13 protein-coding genes are annotated in these 15,937 nt (G+C 42.8%); 7 read left to right on the top strand and 6 right to left on the bottom strand.

Annotation, left to right across the window (positions count from 1 at the left end; translation table 11 throughout):
* Positions 1 to 24: 24 nt before the first annotated feature.
* Positions 25 to 819 carry an RnfABCDGE type electron transport complex subunit B gene (locus VF675_RS00120; RefSeq protein ID WP_004970712.1) on the bottom strand — a complete coding sequence of 265 codons (795 nt, stop codon included), beginning with the start codon at positions 817 to 819 and terminating at the stop codon, positions 25 to 27.
* A 358-nt stretch (positions 820 to 1,177) separates the two neighbouring features.
* Here VF675_RS00120 and gdhA point away from each other — a divergent pair, with 358 nt between their 5' ends.
* Positions 1,178 to 2,521, top strand: coding sequence for an NADP-specific glutamate dehydrogenase (gene gdhA, locus VF675_RS00115; RefSeq protein WP_004970711.1), 1,344 nt, complete (start codon positions 1,178 to 1,180; stop codon positions 2,519 to 2,521).
* 71 nt (positions 2,522 to 2,592) lie between these two features.
* On the opposite strand, the gene VF675_RS00110 is transcribed toward gdhA, so the two are convergent.
* The 3 genes from VF675_RS00110 to rlmH form a co-directional block, all read right to left on the bottom strand.
* A complete protein-coding gene (locus VF675_RS00110; protein ID WP_004970709.1) occupies positions 2,593 to 3,375 on the bottom strand; it encodes an META and DUF4377 domain-containing protein in 783 nt (260 codons plus the stop codon).
* Between the two features lie 139 nt (positions 3,376 to 3,514).
* Positions 3,515 to 4,291, bottom strand: a complete 777-nt coding sequence (locus VF675_RS00105) for a dioxygenase family protein (RefSeq protein WP_096901485.1) — start codon at positions 4,289 to 4,291, stop codon at positions 3,515 to 3,517.
* A 150-nt stretch (positions 4,292 to 4,441) separates the two neighbouring features.
* Complete coding sequence (gene rlmH, locus VF675_RS00100) at positions 4,442 to 4,924, bottom strand: 23S rRNA (pseudouridine(1915)-N(3))-methyltransferase RlmH (protein WP_096901486.1); 483 nt, start codon at positions 4,922 to 4,924, stop codon at positions 4,442 to 4,444.
* A 157-nt stretch (positions 4,925 to 5,081) separates the two neighbouring features.
* On the opposite strand from rlmH, the gene VF675_RS00095 reads away from it, so the two are divergent.
* Complete coding sequence (locus VF675_RS00095) at positions 5,082 to 6,047, top strand: M28 family peptidase (RefSeq protein WP_404798769.1); 966 nt, start codon at positions 5,082 to 5,084, stop codon at positions 6,045 to 6,047.
* A gap of 354 nt (positions 6,048 to 6,401) precedes the next feature.
* On the opposite strand, the gene lon is transcribed toward VF675_RS00095, so the two are convergent.
* Together lon and VF675_RS00085 are read right to left on the bottom strand one after the other, a co-directional pair.
* Positions 6,402 to 8,828 (bottom strand): endopeptidase La, encoded by a 2,427-nt coding sequence (lon, locus tag VF675_RS00090; protein WP_131260796.1) that lies wholly within the window; start codon positions 8,826 to 8,828, stop codon positions 6,402 to 6,404.
* Between the two features lie 147 nt (positions 8,829 to 8,975).
* Positions 8,976 to 9,572: a 5-formyltetrahydrofolate cyclo-ligase gene (locus VF675_RS00085; protein ID WP_026438444.1), complete on the bottom strand. Its 597-nt coding sequence runs from the start codon at positions 9,570 to 9,572 to the stop codon at positions 8,976 to 8,978.
* 351 nt (positions 9,573 to 9,923) lie between these two features.
* Here VF675_RS00085 and VF675_RS00080 point away from each other — a divergent pair, with 351 nt between their 5' ends.
* The 5 genes from VF675_RS00080 to lldD all read left to right on the top strand — a co-directional run bounded on the left by VF675_RS00080 (position 9,924) and on the right by lldD (position 15,883).
* Complete coding sequence (locus tag VF675_RS00080) at positions 9,924 to 11,174, top strand: YncE family protein (protein ID WP_096902747.1); 1,251 nt, start codon at positions 9,924 to 9,926, stop codon at positions 11,172 to 11,174.
* 97 nt (positions 11,175 to 11,271) lie between these two features.
* Complete coding sequence (locus VF675_RS00075; protein WP_004970693.1) at positions 11,272 to 11,769, top strand: hypothetical protein; 498 nt, start codon at positions 11,272 to 11,274, stop codon at positions 11,767 to 11,769.
* A 518-nt stretch (positions 11,770 to 12,287) separates the two neighbouring features.
* Positions 12,288 to 13,958, top strand: coding sequence for an L-lactate permease (lldP, locus tag VF675_RS00070; RefSeq protein WP_179989397.1), 1,671 nt, complete (start codon positions 12,288 to 12,290; stop codon positions 13,956 to 13,958).
* 24 nt (positions 13,959 to 13,982) lie between these two features.
* Positions 13,983 to 14,732, top strand: coding sequence for a transcriptional regulator LldR (gene lldR, locus VF675_RS00065; RefSeq protein WP_004970689.1), 750 nt, complete (start codon positions 13,983 to 13,985; stop codon positions 14,730 to 14,732).
* Complete coding sequence (gene lldD, locus VF675_RS00060; protein ID WP_016659249.1) at positions 14,729 to 15,883, top strand: FMN-dependent L-lactate dehydrogenase LldD; 1,155 nt, start codon at positions 14,729 to 14,731, stop codon at positions 15,881 to 15,883. The genes lldR and lldD overlap by 4 nt, the downstream gene beginning before the upstream one ends.
* Positions 15,884 to 15,937: the final 54 nt, after the last annotated feature.

Below are 15,937 nucleotides of genomic sequence, written 5' to 3'. Positions count from 1 at the left end.
GACGTGTATTTCTTTCGGGCATGTTTATGCTCCTAATTCACGTAACTGTTGTTGTAAATTGGTTAGTAATAGCCGTTTTTTCTCATCGTCACGCACACTGAGTTGTTTTTCGAGTTTTTTAATTTGTGTGCGTAATTTTGCCAGTTCGATGGTGGTTTGTGCATCGGCAGTGGAAATCTGTTCATTTTTTTGCACAGGCAATTCAATCACAGGCACAGCAGCATCGGCTTGTGCAGAAAATTGAGCAAACAGTTCGGTATCAATTTCTGCACGTACCACAGGGCCTTTACGGTGCAGACGACGTTGTTCTTCACGTTGTATGTGGGCGTAGTAGCGTTGGCGTAAATCATTCTGTTCTGCCACTCGTGCGCTATCAGAAAGCAGGGGTTGTGTATCTTCTACCAAGTCAATGCAATCGACAGGGCAAGGTGGGATACACAATTCACAGCCAGTACATAAATCAGTCAAAATGCTGTGCATGAGTTTGCCTGAGCCTAAAATGGCATCGACAGGGCAGGCATTAATACATTTGGTACAACCAATGCACTCATCTTCACGAATTAGGGCTTTCATACGCTGTGGGCGTCCATCTGCCTGCACAGGCCAAACACTGGCTTCTGCGGTCAATACAGGGCGTTGCAGTAAGTTTGCTAGTGCATCTGCAACAGGTTGTCCACCGGGTACGCATTTATTGGCCGCTTCGCCTTCTGCAATCGCTTTGGCGTAGGGTAAACAGCCATCACGGTGACCACATAAGCCACATTGAGTTTGAGGGAGTAGCGCATCAATATTTTGAATCAGAGCAATTTGCGAATTCATGGACAAACCAATGCCACTTTAAACAGCAGCAGAAAAACGGAAGATAAGGCTAGGGGGGAAATTCTAGGTCGATGATTTTAGCACGATTTTTGCTTTTAGGCTTGTGCGCAAATTAAGAACAACAATTGCTAGCTTTTTGGGCAAAAATGCTCAAAACTATGAATTAATTTGTTACATTAACTTATGGGCTTAACACGCTAAAAAATAAGTTAAATTTATGAAAATACAAATGTTTTAAAGTTTTTTGAAAAAAACTATTGTAGATTGTTAACAAAAGATATTTAATATTTTGCGCCAAAATATATCATTGATTGAAATTTTGACCAATTTTGATCCATTTTCTGCTGAGGATTAAGCGTTGAAATACAACAGCCTTAACGAATTCCTAGATTACGTTAAAACACGTGATGCACATCAACCAGAGTTTCTACAAGCTGTAGAAGAAGTAATGACCAGCCTTTGGCCGTTCATTGAAAAGAACCCTCAATATGCAGCACATGGTTTGCTTGAGCGTTTGGTTGAGCCTGAGCGTGCAATTCAGTTCCGCGTTTCTTGGGTAGATGACCAAGGTCAAACCCACGTAAACCGTGCATTCCGTGTACAGTACAACTCAGCAATTGGTCCATTTAAAGGTGGTATGCGTTTCCACCCATCAGTGAACCTTTCAATTTTAAAATTCTTAGGTTTTGAACAAACCTTTAAAAATGCTTTGACCACATTGCCAATGGGCGGTGGTAAAGGTGGTTCAGACTTTGACCCTAAAGGTAAGTCTGAAGGCGAAATTATGCGTTTCTGCCAAGCCTTAATGATCGAGTTATATCGTCATTTAGGCTCTAACACGGATATTCCTGCGGGTGATATTGGTGTAGGCGGTCGTGAAGTGGGTTACATGGCGGGTATGATGAAGAAGCTCAGCAATGACACTTCATGTGTATTCACAGGTAAAGGCTTGTCTTTCGGTGGTTCTTTGGCGCGTCCAGAAGCTACAGGTTACGGTACTGTGTATTTCGCTGAGGAAATGCTCAAGACTCGTGGCGATTGCTTTAAAGATAAAGTCGTTGCGATTTCTGGTTCAGGCAACGTTGCACAATTTGCTGCAGACAAAGCAATGTACTTGGGTGCGAAAGTAGTTTCACTTTCTGACTCGAATGGTACTGTGTACGTGAAAGAAGGTTTCACGCCAGAATTACTTGCTGAAGTGATGGAACTTAAAAACGTAAAACGTGGTCGTATTTCTGAATTTGCGTCTAAGCACGGTTTTGAATACCTTGAAGGTCAACGTCCTTGGGGTATTAAATGTGATATCGCGCTTCCATGTGCGACTCAAAACGAACTTGATGCGAATGATGCAGCAGCGCTTCTTGCAAACGGCGTAATCTGTGTTGCTGAAGGTGCGAACATGCCTTCTACACTTGAAGCGGTTGAGAAATTCGTTGAAGCGAAAATTCTTTATGCGCCAGGTAAAGCATCTAACGCCGGTGGTGTAGCAACTTCTGGTCTGGAAATGTCTCAAAACGCATTGCGTTTAGGCTGGACTTTCGAAGAAGTTGATGAGCGCTTACACGCAATCATGAAAGAAATTCACCGCAACTGCGTAAAATTCGGTACGAAAGAAGACGGTACCGTGAACTATGTAGACGGCGCAAACATCGCTGGCTTCGTAAAAGTTGCTGATGCAATGCTTTCTCAAGGCGTATTCTAAGTCTGACTGAGTTTAAGCTTGAAAAAAAACCGAGGTGAATGCCTCGGTTTTTTTATATTGCGATTTTATCGTTATAGAGTGCCTTTGACTGCTTCACGCTCTACGGTCATGTCGAATACATAGGCATATTTAGACTGGTCAGCTGCCGGATTTTTAATTTCATAACGTTTTACCCGAATAATCTGACGCTCATTCGATGAATGCTGAAAACCTTCGATCTGATCGTAAAATAAAGTCCAGTCTTTATCGACCTGAGTCTTTAAGCCTTTTTCATCATATTTGATTTCTTTCACCTGTAAGCAGGTTTGCTGAGCTACACCCGTACAGGCTTTAGTCTGTGACGAAACTTCCAGGAAAATGGTTTCTGCCTGACCTTGGTATTTGGTTTCCGGTGTCATTTTTCCGGTAAAGACATATTTTTGACCATCAGCTGCAGTAATACTCAGTTTTGGCTGATTGGCATCATTTAGATCCAGACTAAACGGAATATTACGCTTTTGCAGAAGCTGGCTGATAAAACGTTCCTGTTCCATTAATGGTGCATCACATGCCATCATGGTGCCCATCATGTCACCCGTACTCAGGGTATTATCTTTAACAGTCCAGCTCGTGCCAAGGCCATTACAGCCAGAAGCTACACTTAGTCTGCCTCGTTGATCAAAGCTCAGAACAATCGGGCGTTGCAGCCCACGATCAAGTTCCCAGGTATAAGCGGGCAAAATTTGTGTAGGCGTTTTTAATGTGGTGGATAGAGTAGAAATAGCCGGATCTCCTGAAGTGGCAGGAAGATGTGAAGATTGACATGCAGTTAAAGCCAAAGGGAGCAGGGCAAGCGCAAAAATACTGAATTTCATTGGTTTATATTCTATGTGCTAAAGTTTCAACGTGATTATAATCAAGAGATTAACAAAAAATATGGATACAAATCGTAGCTTTTGCTAACAAAATGTATCCAAATTAAAAAGTCAGATTTTAAATAAGCGGAGCTATCGGTTAGTCAAAACGATAAATATCCATACCGAGTGAACCCATGCTAAAGCTGCTATGTACAATGTTAAATCGATCTCCCGTACCCATTGCAAAAAACAGCGGTGCAAAGTGTTCTAGGGTTGGGTGATTACGTGCTACATGTGGCAATTGTTGCCAATCTAGTACTGCATCATAATTGCGATGACTTAAATGCTGCACCACACGATTACGGAAACTAGATGCCCATTCAGGCACAGCCGCATTGGGTGTATTCCATGATAATTCACGTAAGTTATGGGTGATACTGCCTGAGCCAATCAGTAAAATTTGCTGTTCACGTAATGGCGCTAAACTTTGCCCAATGTGATAAATCTGTTCGGCGCTCATATTCATGGGCAAAGAAATGGTAATCACTGGAATATTGGCATCGGGATACATGTGTAGTAATGGCATCCATACGCCATGATCATGCGGGCGTGTGCTGTTGGCATGGGCAGCAAAGCCCGCATCAGCCAAACGCTGCAAAATATCTTCTGCCAGTTCAGGTAAGCCAGGTGCAGGGTAGCGCAGGGCGTACAAGGCTTCAGGAAAACCACGGAAGTCATGCCATGTTTCAGGGCGAATACCTGTGTTGACCTCCAGTGCATTACTTTCCCAATGCGCCGACATCACCACAATGGCTTGCGGTGTTGGCAAATTTTCACTTAAACGGCTGAGTGCAGGCCCGACCTGTTCAGGATTGAGTGCCAACATGGGCGAACCATGTGAGATAAATAAACCGGGTAATGTCTGTAAGTTCATGCCTAGATCCCTAAAGCCTGCTGTTCTACAGCATCGCAAAAAAGTGTGTATAGCGAAATGTACTTTTGTTCAACGCTATGTTGCAGCTTTGCAACGTCGTTTGAGTTGAAGATATTTTGATAACTCAACGTACAAATTGAATAAGTTGATTTAACCTGCACGATGATAAGGATGGTTGTGGTTGATGCTCATAGCACGGTATAGCTGCTCAATCAGCATCACGCGAACTAAAGGGTGTGGCAAAGTTAGTTTGGATAATGACCAATGCCATGCTGCTGCTTTACGTACTGCTTCAGAGTGACCATCTGGTCCACCAATCGCAAGCACGACATCATTGCCTTCTAGCATCCAGCCTTTCATGGTTTCTGCAAGTTTTTCGGTACTGAACTCTTTGCCGCCCACTTCCAAGGCAATTAACACCTCATTGTTTTTCATGGCATTTAAAATGCTATCACCTTCAATTTGGCGATATTTTAGAATATCGGCCTCAGAATCATTTTTGCCACGTTTCGCCATTGGCAGTTCGACAATTTGAGTCTGCACAAAAGGCTGAATCCGTTTGAAATAATCTTCAAAACCAGTCAGCACCCAAGCAGGCATTTTTTGTCCAATGGTCAGAATGCGAATTTTCATAGGCGAGTTCATGTAGCGATCAATCAGAATCTCGCATTATAACCATGATTCAACACAAGCGCTGTGTAACGACACAATTTGCAATTGAATTTGCCAACAGGCTGTTGCTTTAATACTCAGCAATCTTATTGGTCTTTTTTGTCTTGGAATTATCAGCATGCGCGCGTTTCAAAGTCAGCAGTTATATTCATGGATATTGGGCGCGGGTATGGGATTGATGACCACTGCTACATTTGCTGTGCCTGAGGCTCAATGGGCAGAACCAAACAATTTGCAAGTCTATATGCAGCAAGTGATTGGGCAGCAGGGTTTGGGTAATTCCGAACAGTATCGTCATTATAAAAATGTGATTGAACTGAATCGGGTTTCGGCATGGATTCGGGAACAAATGCGAGTATTTGGAATTCCGTGTCAATTTCAAAATTATGTGGTCAATCAGCAAAGCTACCGCAATGTGGTGTGCAAATTGAATATCGGTGCTGCGCAAAAAACGATTTTTGGTGCGCATTACGATGTTTATGGGCAGCAGCAGGGGGCAAATGACAACGCTTCTGGCGTGGCAGGTGTAATCGAAACAGCACGAATTTTGGCGCAGGAAAAGAATAAACTTAGTCAAAATGTAGAATTTGTATTTTATACCTTGGCAGAACCACCATTTTTTAAAACTGAGTCGATGGGCAGTTTTGTACATGCCAAATCTGTGCAGGCTGAAAAAGAAAAAATCCGTGCGGTGTATGTGCTGGATATGATTGGTTATTACGACAAAAACTTGGTGCAAAATTATCCAATCGGTTTAAAGTGGATTTACCCAAGTCATGGCAATTTTATTGCGGCATTGAGCAATATGCAGTCACGTGAAATGAGTGCAACCTATTGCAATGCGATGCAGCGTTTGAATCAATTGCAATGTGAGCGTGTGGTCGCACCGACTTTCGTCAAGGGCATGGATTTTTCAGATCATTTAAATTATTGGAAATATGATATTCCTGCCATTTTAATTACCGATACAGGCAGTTATCGCAGCACACTTCGCCATACCACAGGTGATACTTTAAAAACAGTAAATTTTGAAAAAATGGCACATGTCGTGAATGGCTTGGTTGCACAGATTTTATCACCTTGATGATTGATCGCAGCGCATAAAAAACGCAGCCCTGAATTGAAATAGGACTGCGGTTAAAAGGTCATCCACCTGGAGATATGGATGACCAGACCATGAAGCACGCTTCAATCAAAAGCGTCTGATCAATTTATCGGTCTAAATAGACCAAACAAGAAACATACAGCGCGATGTATCTTAAATTTATATATGTGGATGGTTTGCCTATTTTTCAAGGAAATTGAATTAAAAACAGACTATCCATTTTAAAAATAATTAAAAAATTATTCAATTATTTTAAATCCAGAATCTAAATACAACAAAAGAGCACCGAAGTGCTCTTTTGAGATGTTCTATGCTTAAAGCAGAGTAACTTGCTTAATGACGTGCGGCTTTGCCTGCTGCTACTGGCTTCACAATCGGTGCCTTGGTTAAAGGCTTAGGCATACTGGTCAGTGCCAAAGGCAAGATTTCATCAATGCTTTTCACAGCCTTGATTTCCAAACCTTCTTTGACATTGTCTGGAATTTCAGACAAGTCACGCACGTTTTCCTGTGGGATAAATACCAGTTTGATACCACCACGATGTGCCGCAAGAAGTTTCTCTTTCAAGCCACCAATGCGCATTGCACGACCACGTAAGCTGGTTTCGCCTGTCATGGCAATATCAGGACGAATTGGAATATCTGTAAATGCAGATACCAATGCCGTAGTCAATGCCAAACCTGCAGATGGACCATCTTTAGGTGTTGCACCTTCTGGCAAGTGTACGTGTACATCGGTTTCGGCAAATACATTGGCTTCAATGCCTAAACTGTCGGCACGGGTACGCACAACGGTCATCGCGGCTTTGATTGACTCTTGCATCACATCACCCAATGAACCTGTGGTGATGAAATTACCTTTGCCTTTCATGGTTGCCACTTCAATGGTGAGTAATTCACCACCCACTGAAGTCCAAGCCAAGCCATTTACACGACCCACTTCGGCTTCTTCTTCTGCCATACCATAGTCAAATTTGTGTGGACCAAGGTAGTCAGGCAAGTTTTGTGAAGTCACATCTACCTGTAGGTTTTTGGCTTTTTTGCTGACTGCTTCTTTCACCACCTTACGGGCAATTTTTGACACTTCACGTTCCAGACTACGCACACCTGCTTCACGTGTATAGCGCTGCACAATGTCACGAATCGCTTCTTCATGAACCGTCAATTCTTTAGCACGCAAGCCATTATTTTTGATGGCTTTAGGGACAAGATAGCGTTCTGCAATATTCACTTTTTCATCTTCGGTATAACCCGGTAGACGAATTACTTCCATACGATCTAACAGAGCTTCTGGAATATTCATGCTGTTGGCAGTACAAATGAACATCACTTCAGACAAGTCTAAGTCTAGATCTAAATAGTGATCATTAAACTTGTTGTTTTGTGATGGATCAAGTACTTCTAACAAAGCAGATGCAGGGTCGCCACGGTAATCCTGTGCCATTTTGTCAATTTCATCGAGCAAGAACAGTGGGTTCTTCACACCAACTTTAGTCAATGACTGCACAATTTTACCCGGCATCGCACCAATATAGGTACGGCGGTGACCGCGAATTTCCGCTTCATCACGTACGCCGCCTAGCGCCATGCGCACGAACTCACGTCCAGTGGCTTTTGCAACCGATTCACCCAGTGAGGTTTTACCTACACCCGGAGGACCGACTAAGCACAGAATTGGACCTTTGAGTTTTTTCACGCGCGACTGCACAGCAAGGTATTCCACAATACGGTCTTTGACTTCATCTAAACCGTAATGGTCGGCATCTAAAATTTCTTGTGCTTTCGCCAAGTTAATGCTGACTTTGCTGGCTTTGTTCCATGGCGTATCTAAAATTACTTCCAGATAGTTACGTACCACAGCCGCTTCGCTAGATGCAGGTTGCATGGCTTTTAGCTTACGGAACTCAGCTTCTGCTTTTTTGCGGACATGTTCTGGCAAGTCTGCTTCGGCCAGACGTTTTTCAATTTCAGCGACATCATCTTCCGCACCGCCGTTCATATCGGACAGTTCGCGTTGAATGACTTTCATCTTCTCATTCAAGAAGTATTCACGCTGATTTTTTTCCATCTGGCGTTTAACAGAGTCATGCAAGGTTTGCTCAATCTGCTGTTCTTCAGACTGTTGCAATAAATAAGTCATTAACTCGGTCAAGTGAGCTTCAAACTCATCGTGCTCAAGGAATTTTTGTTTGACATCAATATTCAATGGCACACGGGTTGCAACAAAGAACAACAACTGCAATAAATCTTCAATTTTATTGGCAGCAGCAATCAGTTCACGTGCATTGCGTAATTTTGCTTCTGCATATTGCGCAAATAAGGCACGTAATTCTTGCAAACGTGTTGCTTGGGTATTTTCATCCATCGCAACAGTCATTGGGCTCAAGCTGTGTTCTGCAGTCAAATACGCGTCTTCATCAATAATTTTTTCGAGTTTGGCGCGGTATAAGCCTTCAATCAGCACTTTGATACAGTTTTCATCATTTTCGTGATTCACAACTTGCACAATCTTCGCGACAGTACCGTATTGATATAAATTGTCGTGATCAATTTCTTCTGTAAGCGAATCTTTTTGCGCAACTACAAATACTAGATTGTCACTGTTACGAGCCACATCAACTGCATTGATCGATTTTTCACGACCTACAAATAGCGCGATTTGCATGTGTGGATAAACCACCACATCACGTAGCGCTAAAAGCGGTAATACACTTGGAACCTGAGGCTCTAAGGTTTCTTGATTCATAATAATTTCAGACATGGGCACTCCTAATGAGTGACAACGGTGTTGCCATGTTTTTAATAGTGATGGGTATTTTTTAAAATACAAGGGCAGGTCAACACAAATTGTTTAAAAAGTAGCTAAATATGTGATTTTAAATTGATCTATTCAGTCAAAATGATCAATTTAGCGTTTCAAGGTGCGTTTAAACTGTAAAAAATGTTGTGGAGTTAGTAAGGCATCTACAGGTTGATCCCAATTTTCACGTGGCAAGCGTGTATGAATTAGCTGAAAATCATGTGCAATCCCTAAGCGATAAGGATGCTGCGGGGCAGAGGCTAAAGTGCGGTCATAATAACCACCGCCCATTCCAATGCGGGTGCCATGCGTATCGCAAGCCAATAAGGGCATCAAGACTAAATCTAAATGGGAGATGTGTTTTCCGCGACTTGTTCTTGGTTCTTGCATCCCCAAACGATGATGGGCAAAGCGACGCTGACGATATTGTTGTGGGGTGATTTGTACCCACACCAAGTGTTGATTCATATTGCAAATCATGGGCAAATACACTTGTTTGCTATGCGCGAAGCAATATTCAATGATGCGGTGTGTATGAATTTCACCAAAAGCATGTAAATACATACCCACTTTTTTTGCGTACTGAAATTTTGGCAGTCGTATTAGCCGCTGCAAAACAGCTTGCTGTGCGTGTTGCTGTTGGGTGCGCGTGACCGCTCTGCGCTGTTGTCGAAGCTGTTTACGCAAGGTTTTAAGTTCCAACAACTGCATCTCGGCACATCCTTATATTCTTGAGTTTAAATGCTTGAATGGGTATGGGATTACTGTCATTTCATCGACAAAAACAAGCTTTTATCATACTTGGCATTTTAACAGGATGTGATGCTGTATTTCTGTTTATCTGAAACTTGACCTGCTATCGGATAGTCTAGCTCGAACCCTAGACGCAAAATTACAAAAACTCTTATGCTATTGCCCAATCAATGCCACGCCAACAATCTTCAAGATCGCTTCAAGATGGATTAGGCAGGCTTCAGTTAAAAACAACAAATATGTAAAAACACAAGCCAAAACAAAAACAACACTTTCATTTTGCTGTTCAGGGAGAACAAGAACATGAATTATTCCAACAAGGTGTTTAAACATCTACTTCAAGGCGTGCTGGCTTTAGGAAGTTGTGTCAGCGCACAAAGTTATGCAGATTCGACCTATTTACCGCAGCCACCGAATACCCAACAAGTCTTTTTTGTCGGCAATAACTGGGATGGCACAGTGACGGTGATTCACCCTTCACAAGACTTTGGCAAAGTGGGTGTGGTCAATATGATTCCTGACCGCAAAGAGCGTTTATTAGAAATTCATTTAAATCCAGTGAAATTGATTGCCTACACTTACATTCAACAAACTGCAGGTGAGGGCAATGACCAGTTGGTGGATGATATGTATTCCACGCCAGATGGACAGTCGATTGTGGCTTCACGTCCAAGTTTTGCCGATGTAGTATCCATCAACATTAAAACGGGCAAAATTAATTGGCGTACTCCAGTCGAAGGTTTCCGCGCAGACCACATGGCGGTTTCACCAGATGGACAACGTGTTGCTGTGTCGGCATCGTCAGGTAATGTGGTGCATGTTTTAGATATTCATACAGGTAAAGAATTGGGGCGTTTTGCAACAGGGGATAAGCCGCACGAAAATATTTACTTTGCAGGTGGAACGAAAATCTTAAACTCTGCGATTGGTAACGTAGAAACTTCGATGGATGCACAGTGGCAAGATTTTACCAAAGGTAAGCGCTTTATTACCATTGCCGATGCCAACAATTATAAAGTTCTGAAAAAAATTGATTTCCGACCTGCGTTAGATGCCTTTGGACGTAAAGATTTATCCAACTCAGTGCGTCCTATGGTGCTAAGTAAAGATGAAAGCAAACTTTATGCGCAGGTTTCATTTTTTAATGGTTTGGTGGAATACGACTTAAAAACCGATAAAGTCACGCGTATTGGACAATTACCGGGCAGCAGTACAATTCCAAAAGACCGCAGCAAATGGGTAAATGATTCACGTCATCATGGTTTATCCATCAGCGCAGATGGCGAAAAACTCTGTGTGGCAGGCACGATGGATGATTACGCGACCATTGTAGACCGTCAGAGTTTAAAAGCAGGCAAACTGATTCCTGCAGGTAAACCATATTGGGCAACCCGTAGCCCAGATGGAAAAAGCTGTGTGATTTCAGAAAGTGAAACCGATGTGGTAACGGTGATTGACTTTGCTACGGGAGAAAAAGTCCGCAGTGTGCCAGTGGGGAATCACCCACAGCGAGTGCGTTTGGGTTATGCACCAAGCGATTGGTCGACGCCGTAATTTTTAAGCCGATCATAACAGGCAAAGCATGCTAAGGCGCTCAAGACGATATTTGAATTGAGCGCATTTTAGGATGGTTTGCTTATGGAGCATGCACATGAATGGGACTCGATGGCTCGGTATTGGCTTTTTTGTTTTGGCGGTCGCGGTGTTGTTTACCGTGGTGTATGTGTTTCAACCACCGAATAAGACTGTTTCTGAAACAGTGTGGGTGAAACCGAACACGGCTTCCACAGAGATAGAAACAACGCAAAGTCTATATTCAGATGAATCTGAAAATGTACTGGAAACAAACGCTATGCTAGAGCGTGCTGCGGTATCTGCAGTTGAAATGCAGCAATTAATCCAGCAACGTGATCAGTTGTATTTAGGCTTTAAGCAAATTAGTACAGGTTTAAGCCAAGGGCAAAAGCCTGATTTAAACCGTGTACAAAGTATGTTGCTACAGCAGGAACAATTGGTACAAGCAGGCGTATTAAGAGCAGAAGATGCAATGAACTATAGCCAGTTTTTAAAGCAAATTTTACCTGAAATTGCAGGGCAAATTGATTTGCATATTTCGCGTTTAAAGCGCCTGAACGTGGTGACAGGTTAAGCCACAGTAAGGTGTGAGTTGCTGTTATAAATACACGATGACGCCATTGTTGCAGTCAATAATGGCGTTATTTTTTTGTCTAAAAAATTCTTTTAATCCACATGTTTTTAAGCCGAATAGCGGCCACTTGAGCTGAATTTATCCATGATTCCTTTGATCAAGCGTTCAATTCATCTTAGAAGAAAGCACACGTATTTTACTGTATTAGACGAAAGTTGTATAAGGCTGTGCCGAATAAATTTGGTTTTTCCTTCCTTTTAAAAACTACAGAAAAAACAAAGTTTAAATTTTTCTTCACCGTATTTTTTATGCTGCGAACAAAGATCATCTTTATTTAAATTGGTATGACCATTTAAATAAATAACTAGACCAATGTTGACATTTATTTGTATAAAACTATTATTTGTTGCAAATATTAAGAGTATTTTGATTTTTATCTTAATATTGGTCAGACCAAAATTAGAATTTTATCTATATGCTTAGACCTATGTTTACGTTTGAGTGAGCATTTCAAGGAGATGACAATGCTTCAACATTGGCAACAGATCTACGATCCAATGGCAAATATTTGGATTTCGAGTCTTATTGCATTAATCCCGATTATCTTTTTCTTTCTGGCATTGGCTGTATTTCGCTTAAAAGGAAGTGTTGCGGGAACAATTACGGTTATTTTGGCGTTATTAGTGTCGTTATTTGCCTATGGCATGCCTGCACCAATGGCTTTTGCTTCATTGATCTATGGCTTTTTCTACGGTTTATGGCCAATCGCATGGATTATTATTGGCGCATTATTTTTATATAAAATCTCTGTAAAAACAGGGCAGTTTAACATTATTCGCTCATCTATTCTGTCAATTACAGAAGATCAGCGTCTCCAGATGCTACTAGTGGGCTTCGCGTTTGGCACATTTTTAGAAGGTGCAGCGGGCTTTGGGGCGCCAGTGGCAATTACTGCTGCTTTGTTGGTGGGTTTGGGTTTTAAACCTTTATACGCTGCGGGTTTATGTTTGATTGTGAACACCGCACCTGTTGCGTTTGGCGCAATGGGGATTCCAATTATTGTGGCGGGTCAGGTTTCGGGTGTAGAAACCATGGAAATTAGCCAGATGGTTGGGCGTCAGTTGCCATTTATGGTGCCTATTGTGCTGTTCTGGATTATGGCAATTATGGATGGCTGGCGCGGTGTGAAAGAAACTTGGCCTGCAGTGTTGGTGGGTGGTGGTGCTTTTGCGATTGCACAATACTTGACCTCTAACTTTGTAGGGCCTGAGTTACCCGATATTACCGCTGCAATTGCCTCTTTGGTCAGTTTAACGGTGTTGTTTAAATTCTGGCAGCCAAAACACATTTTCCGTTTTAGCGATGCAGACACCAAAGTGGATGCCAACTTAGTTGCAGAACAACAGCAAAAATACAGCATGGGTCAGATTGTCAAAGCATGGTCACCTTTTGCAGTGTTAACGGTGATGGTCACCATTTGGAGTATTAAACCGTTTAAAGATTTATTTGCCAAAGATGGGGCAATGCATGACTGGGTAATTTCTATCAAAGTGCCATTTTTACATCAATTGGTGCAAAAAATGCCGCCTGTGGTTGCTGAAGTTAAAGACTACGATGCAATCTTTAAGTTCGATTGGCTGAGTGCAACAGGGACTGCAATTATGATTGCGGCTGTCATCACCATCATTTACTTAAAAATGAAACCGCGCGAAGCTGTTAAAACTTTTGCAGAAACCATCAATGAGTTAAAAACACCAATTTATTCGATTGGGATGGTGTTGGCTTTTGCTTTTATTGCCAATTATTCAGGCATGTCTGCGACTTTGGCATTGGCTTTGTCACACACAGGCAATGCTTTCACATTCTTCTCGCCATTTTTAGGTTGGATTGGAGTGTTCTTGACAGGTTCAGATACATCAGCCAATGCCTTATTTGCTGCCTTGCAAGCCACAACTGCACAGCAAATTGGTGTACCAGAAGTCTTGTTGGTTGCTGCCAATACCAGTGGTGGAGTAACAGGCAAAATGATTTCACCGCAATCTATTGCAATTGCCTGTGCGGCTGTTGGTTTAGTCGGTAAAGAATCGGATTTATTCCGCTTTACCGTGAAACACAGTATCACGTTCACCGTAATGATCGGTATTATTATCACTCTACAAGCTTATGTGTTCCCATGGATGATTCCATAACCACATGCACAAGAGGATAGCCGCATGAAAGTTTCCGACAAAGTTGTACAAGACCTGCGCACACTGGTTGAAAAAAATCAGATGCAAGTCGGAGACCGATTGCCTGCCGAAAGAAAGTTATGTGAACAACTCGGGGTTTCCCGTTCCTCTTTGCGTGAAGCCATTCAGCAATTGACCAGTCAGGGCATGCTGGTCAGCAAAGTTGGAGCGGGTACTTTTTTGCAACAGCTACCCACCAATTGGTCGCAATATCAAATTGTGCAGCCTTTAAGTAACCTGATTGATGAAGACCCTGCTTATCGTTTTGATGTGCAGGAAGCTCGAATGGTGCTTGAAGGTGGTACGGCATGGTATGCCGCACAGCGGGCAACTGCTGAGGATTTGAAAAACATCCGTGCCTGTTATGAGCAAATCGCCCATTTTCAAATTTTAGGTGATGACGATCAGGCAGCAATTGCCGATGCCAAGTTTCATTTGGCAATTGCCGAAGCATCGCACAATTTGGTGCTCATTCAAATGATGCGTGGCTTATTTGATTTGTTGCAATACAACGTAGTTTTGGGCAGACGCAAAGTCTATACCGAAGCCCACCGTTTCGATCAGTTGCACGATCAACACTTTCAAGTGATGGATGCAATTGAACGCCAGGATCCAGAAGCTGCCCGTTCGGCAGTGTGTGGACATATTGAATTTGTAGTTCAACAAGTACGCATGATAGACGAGGAAGATGCGCGTCGTCAGCGTGCGAGTCGATTAAACAGGATAGCGCCATGATTATTTCTTCTGCGAATGATTACCGCGAAGCAGCGAAACGCCGTTTACCGCCATTTTTATTTCACTATATTGATGGAGGTGCGTACGCGGAACAAACGCTGAAAAGAAATGTGGAAGACCTTTCACAGATTGCCTTGCGCCAACGTGTTTTGAATGACATGTCGGCTTTGAGTTTAGAAACCACCTTATTTAATGAAACCTTGTCAATGCCTGTGGCTTTGGCACCTGTGGGTTTAACGGGCATGTATGCGCGCCGTGGTGAAGTGCAGGCTGCAGTTGCAGCTGACAAAAAAGGCATTCCGTTTACTTTATCTACCGTGTCGGTATGCCCAATTGAAGAAGTGGTGCCTGCCATTTCACGGCCAATGTGGTTTCAATTATATGTATTGCGTGACCGTGGTTTTATGCGTAATGCTTTGGAACGTGCTAAAGCAGCAGGCTGTTCAACTTTGGTCTTTACAGTAGATATGCCTGTGCCTGGCGCACGTTATCGGGATGCACATTCGGGCATGAGTGGTCCAAATGCTGCTATGCGCCGCTATATGCAGGCAGTGATGCATCCAAACTGGGCATGGGATGTTGGCTTACTAGGTCGTCCGCATGACTTGGGCAATATCTCTAAATACTTAGGCAAACCAACAGGACTTGAAGATTATATTGGCTGGTTAGGCAATAACTTTGACCCATCTATTTCATGGAAAGACTTGGAGTGGATTCGTGAATTCTGGGATGGCCCAATGGTCATTAAAGGCATTTTAGACCCAGAAGATGCTAAGGATGCTGTTCGTTTTGGGGCTGATGGAATTGTGGTGTCCAATCACGGTGGTCGTCAGTTAGATGGTGTGCTCTCGACTGCACGTGCTTTACCGCCAATAGCCGATGCAGTAAAAGGAGATCTAAAAATTCTAGTGGATTCAGGTATTCGTAATGGCCTAGACGTGGTGCGCATGTTGGCGATGGGTGCGGATACTTGTATGCTCGGACGTGCCTTTATTTATGCACTAGGCGCTGCAGGTGGGGCGGGTGTGAGTAATTTACTCGAATTGATTGATAAAGAAATGCGAGTCGCAATGACCTTAACGGGTGCTAAAAACATTCAAGCGATTAACTCAGATTGTTTGGTACAACTTGAGCGTGAACTGAAAGGCTAAATTGCCAACAGGAGCGATCAATCCATCAACCGATGCATTTGGCTGAATCGCTTA

It is taken from the genome of Acinetobacter sp. Lyrl_1, from assembly GCF_051948795.1.
GTDB lineage: Bacteria > Pseudomonadota > Gammaproteobacteria > Pseudomonadales > Moraxellaceae > Acinetobacter > Acinetobacter towneri.
Note: the sequence above shows the minus strand (reverse complement) of the source record. Positions and strands in the feature narration are given on the sequence as shown.

What these genes read in the sequence shown, in the direction of transcription:
- VF675_RS00120 (WP_004970712.1), bottom strand. Translation starts at nt 819, where the DNA reads ATGAATTCGCAAATTGCTCTGATTCAAAATATTGATGCGCTACTCCCT.
- VF675_RS00110 (WP_004970709.1), bottom strand. Translation starts at nt 3,375, where the DNA reads ATGAAATTCAGTATTTTTGCGCTTGCCCTGCTCCCTTTGGCTTTAACT.
- VF675_RS00105 (WP_096901485.1), bottom strand. Translation starts at nt 4,291, where the DNA reads ATGAACTTACAGACATTACCCGGTTTATTTATCTCACATGGTTCGCCC.
- rlmH (WP_096901486.1), bottom strand. Translation starts at nt 4,924, where the DNA reads ATGAAAATTCGCATTCTGACCATTGGACAAAAAATGCCTGCTTGGGTG.
- VF675_RS00095 (WP_404798769.1), top strand. Translation starts at nt 5,082, where the DNA reads ATGCGCGCGTTTCAAAGTCAGCAGTTATATTCATGGATATTGGGCGCG.
- lon (WP_131260796.1), bottom strand. Translation starts at nt 8,828, where the DNA reads ATGTCTGAAATTATTATGAATCAAGAAACCTTAGAGCCTCAGGTTCCA.
- VF675_RS00080 (WP_096902747.1), top strand. Translation starts at nt 9,924, where the DNA reads ATGAATTATTCCAACAAGGTGTTTAAACATCTACTTCAAGGCGTGCTG.
- VF675_RS00075 (WP_004970693.1), top strand. Translation starts at nt 11,272, where the DNA reads ATGAATGGGACTCGATGGCTCGGTATTGGCTTTTTTGTTTTGGCGGTC.
- lldP (WP_179989397.1), top strand. Translation starts at nt 12,288, where the DNA reads ATGACAATGCTTCAACATTGGCAACAGATCTACGATCCAATGGCAAAT.
- lldR (WP_004970689.1), top strand. Translation starts at nt 13,983, where the DNA reads ATGAAAGTTTCCGACAAAGTTGTACAAGACCTGCGCACACTGGTTGAA.
- lldD (WP_016659249.1), top strand. Translation starts at nt 14,729, where the DNA reads ATGATTATTTCTTCTGCGAATGATTACCGCGAAGCAGCGAAACGCCGT.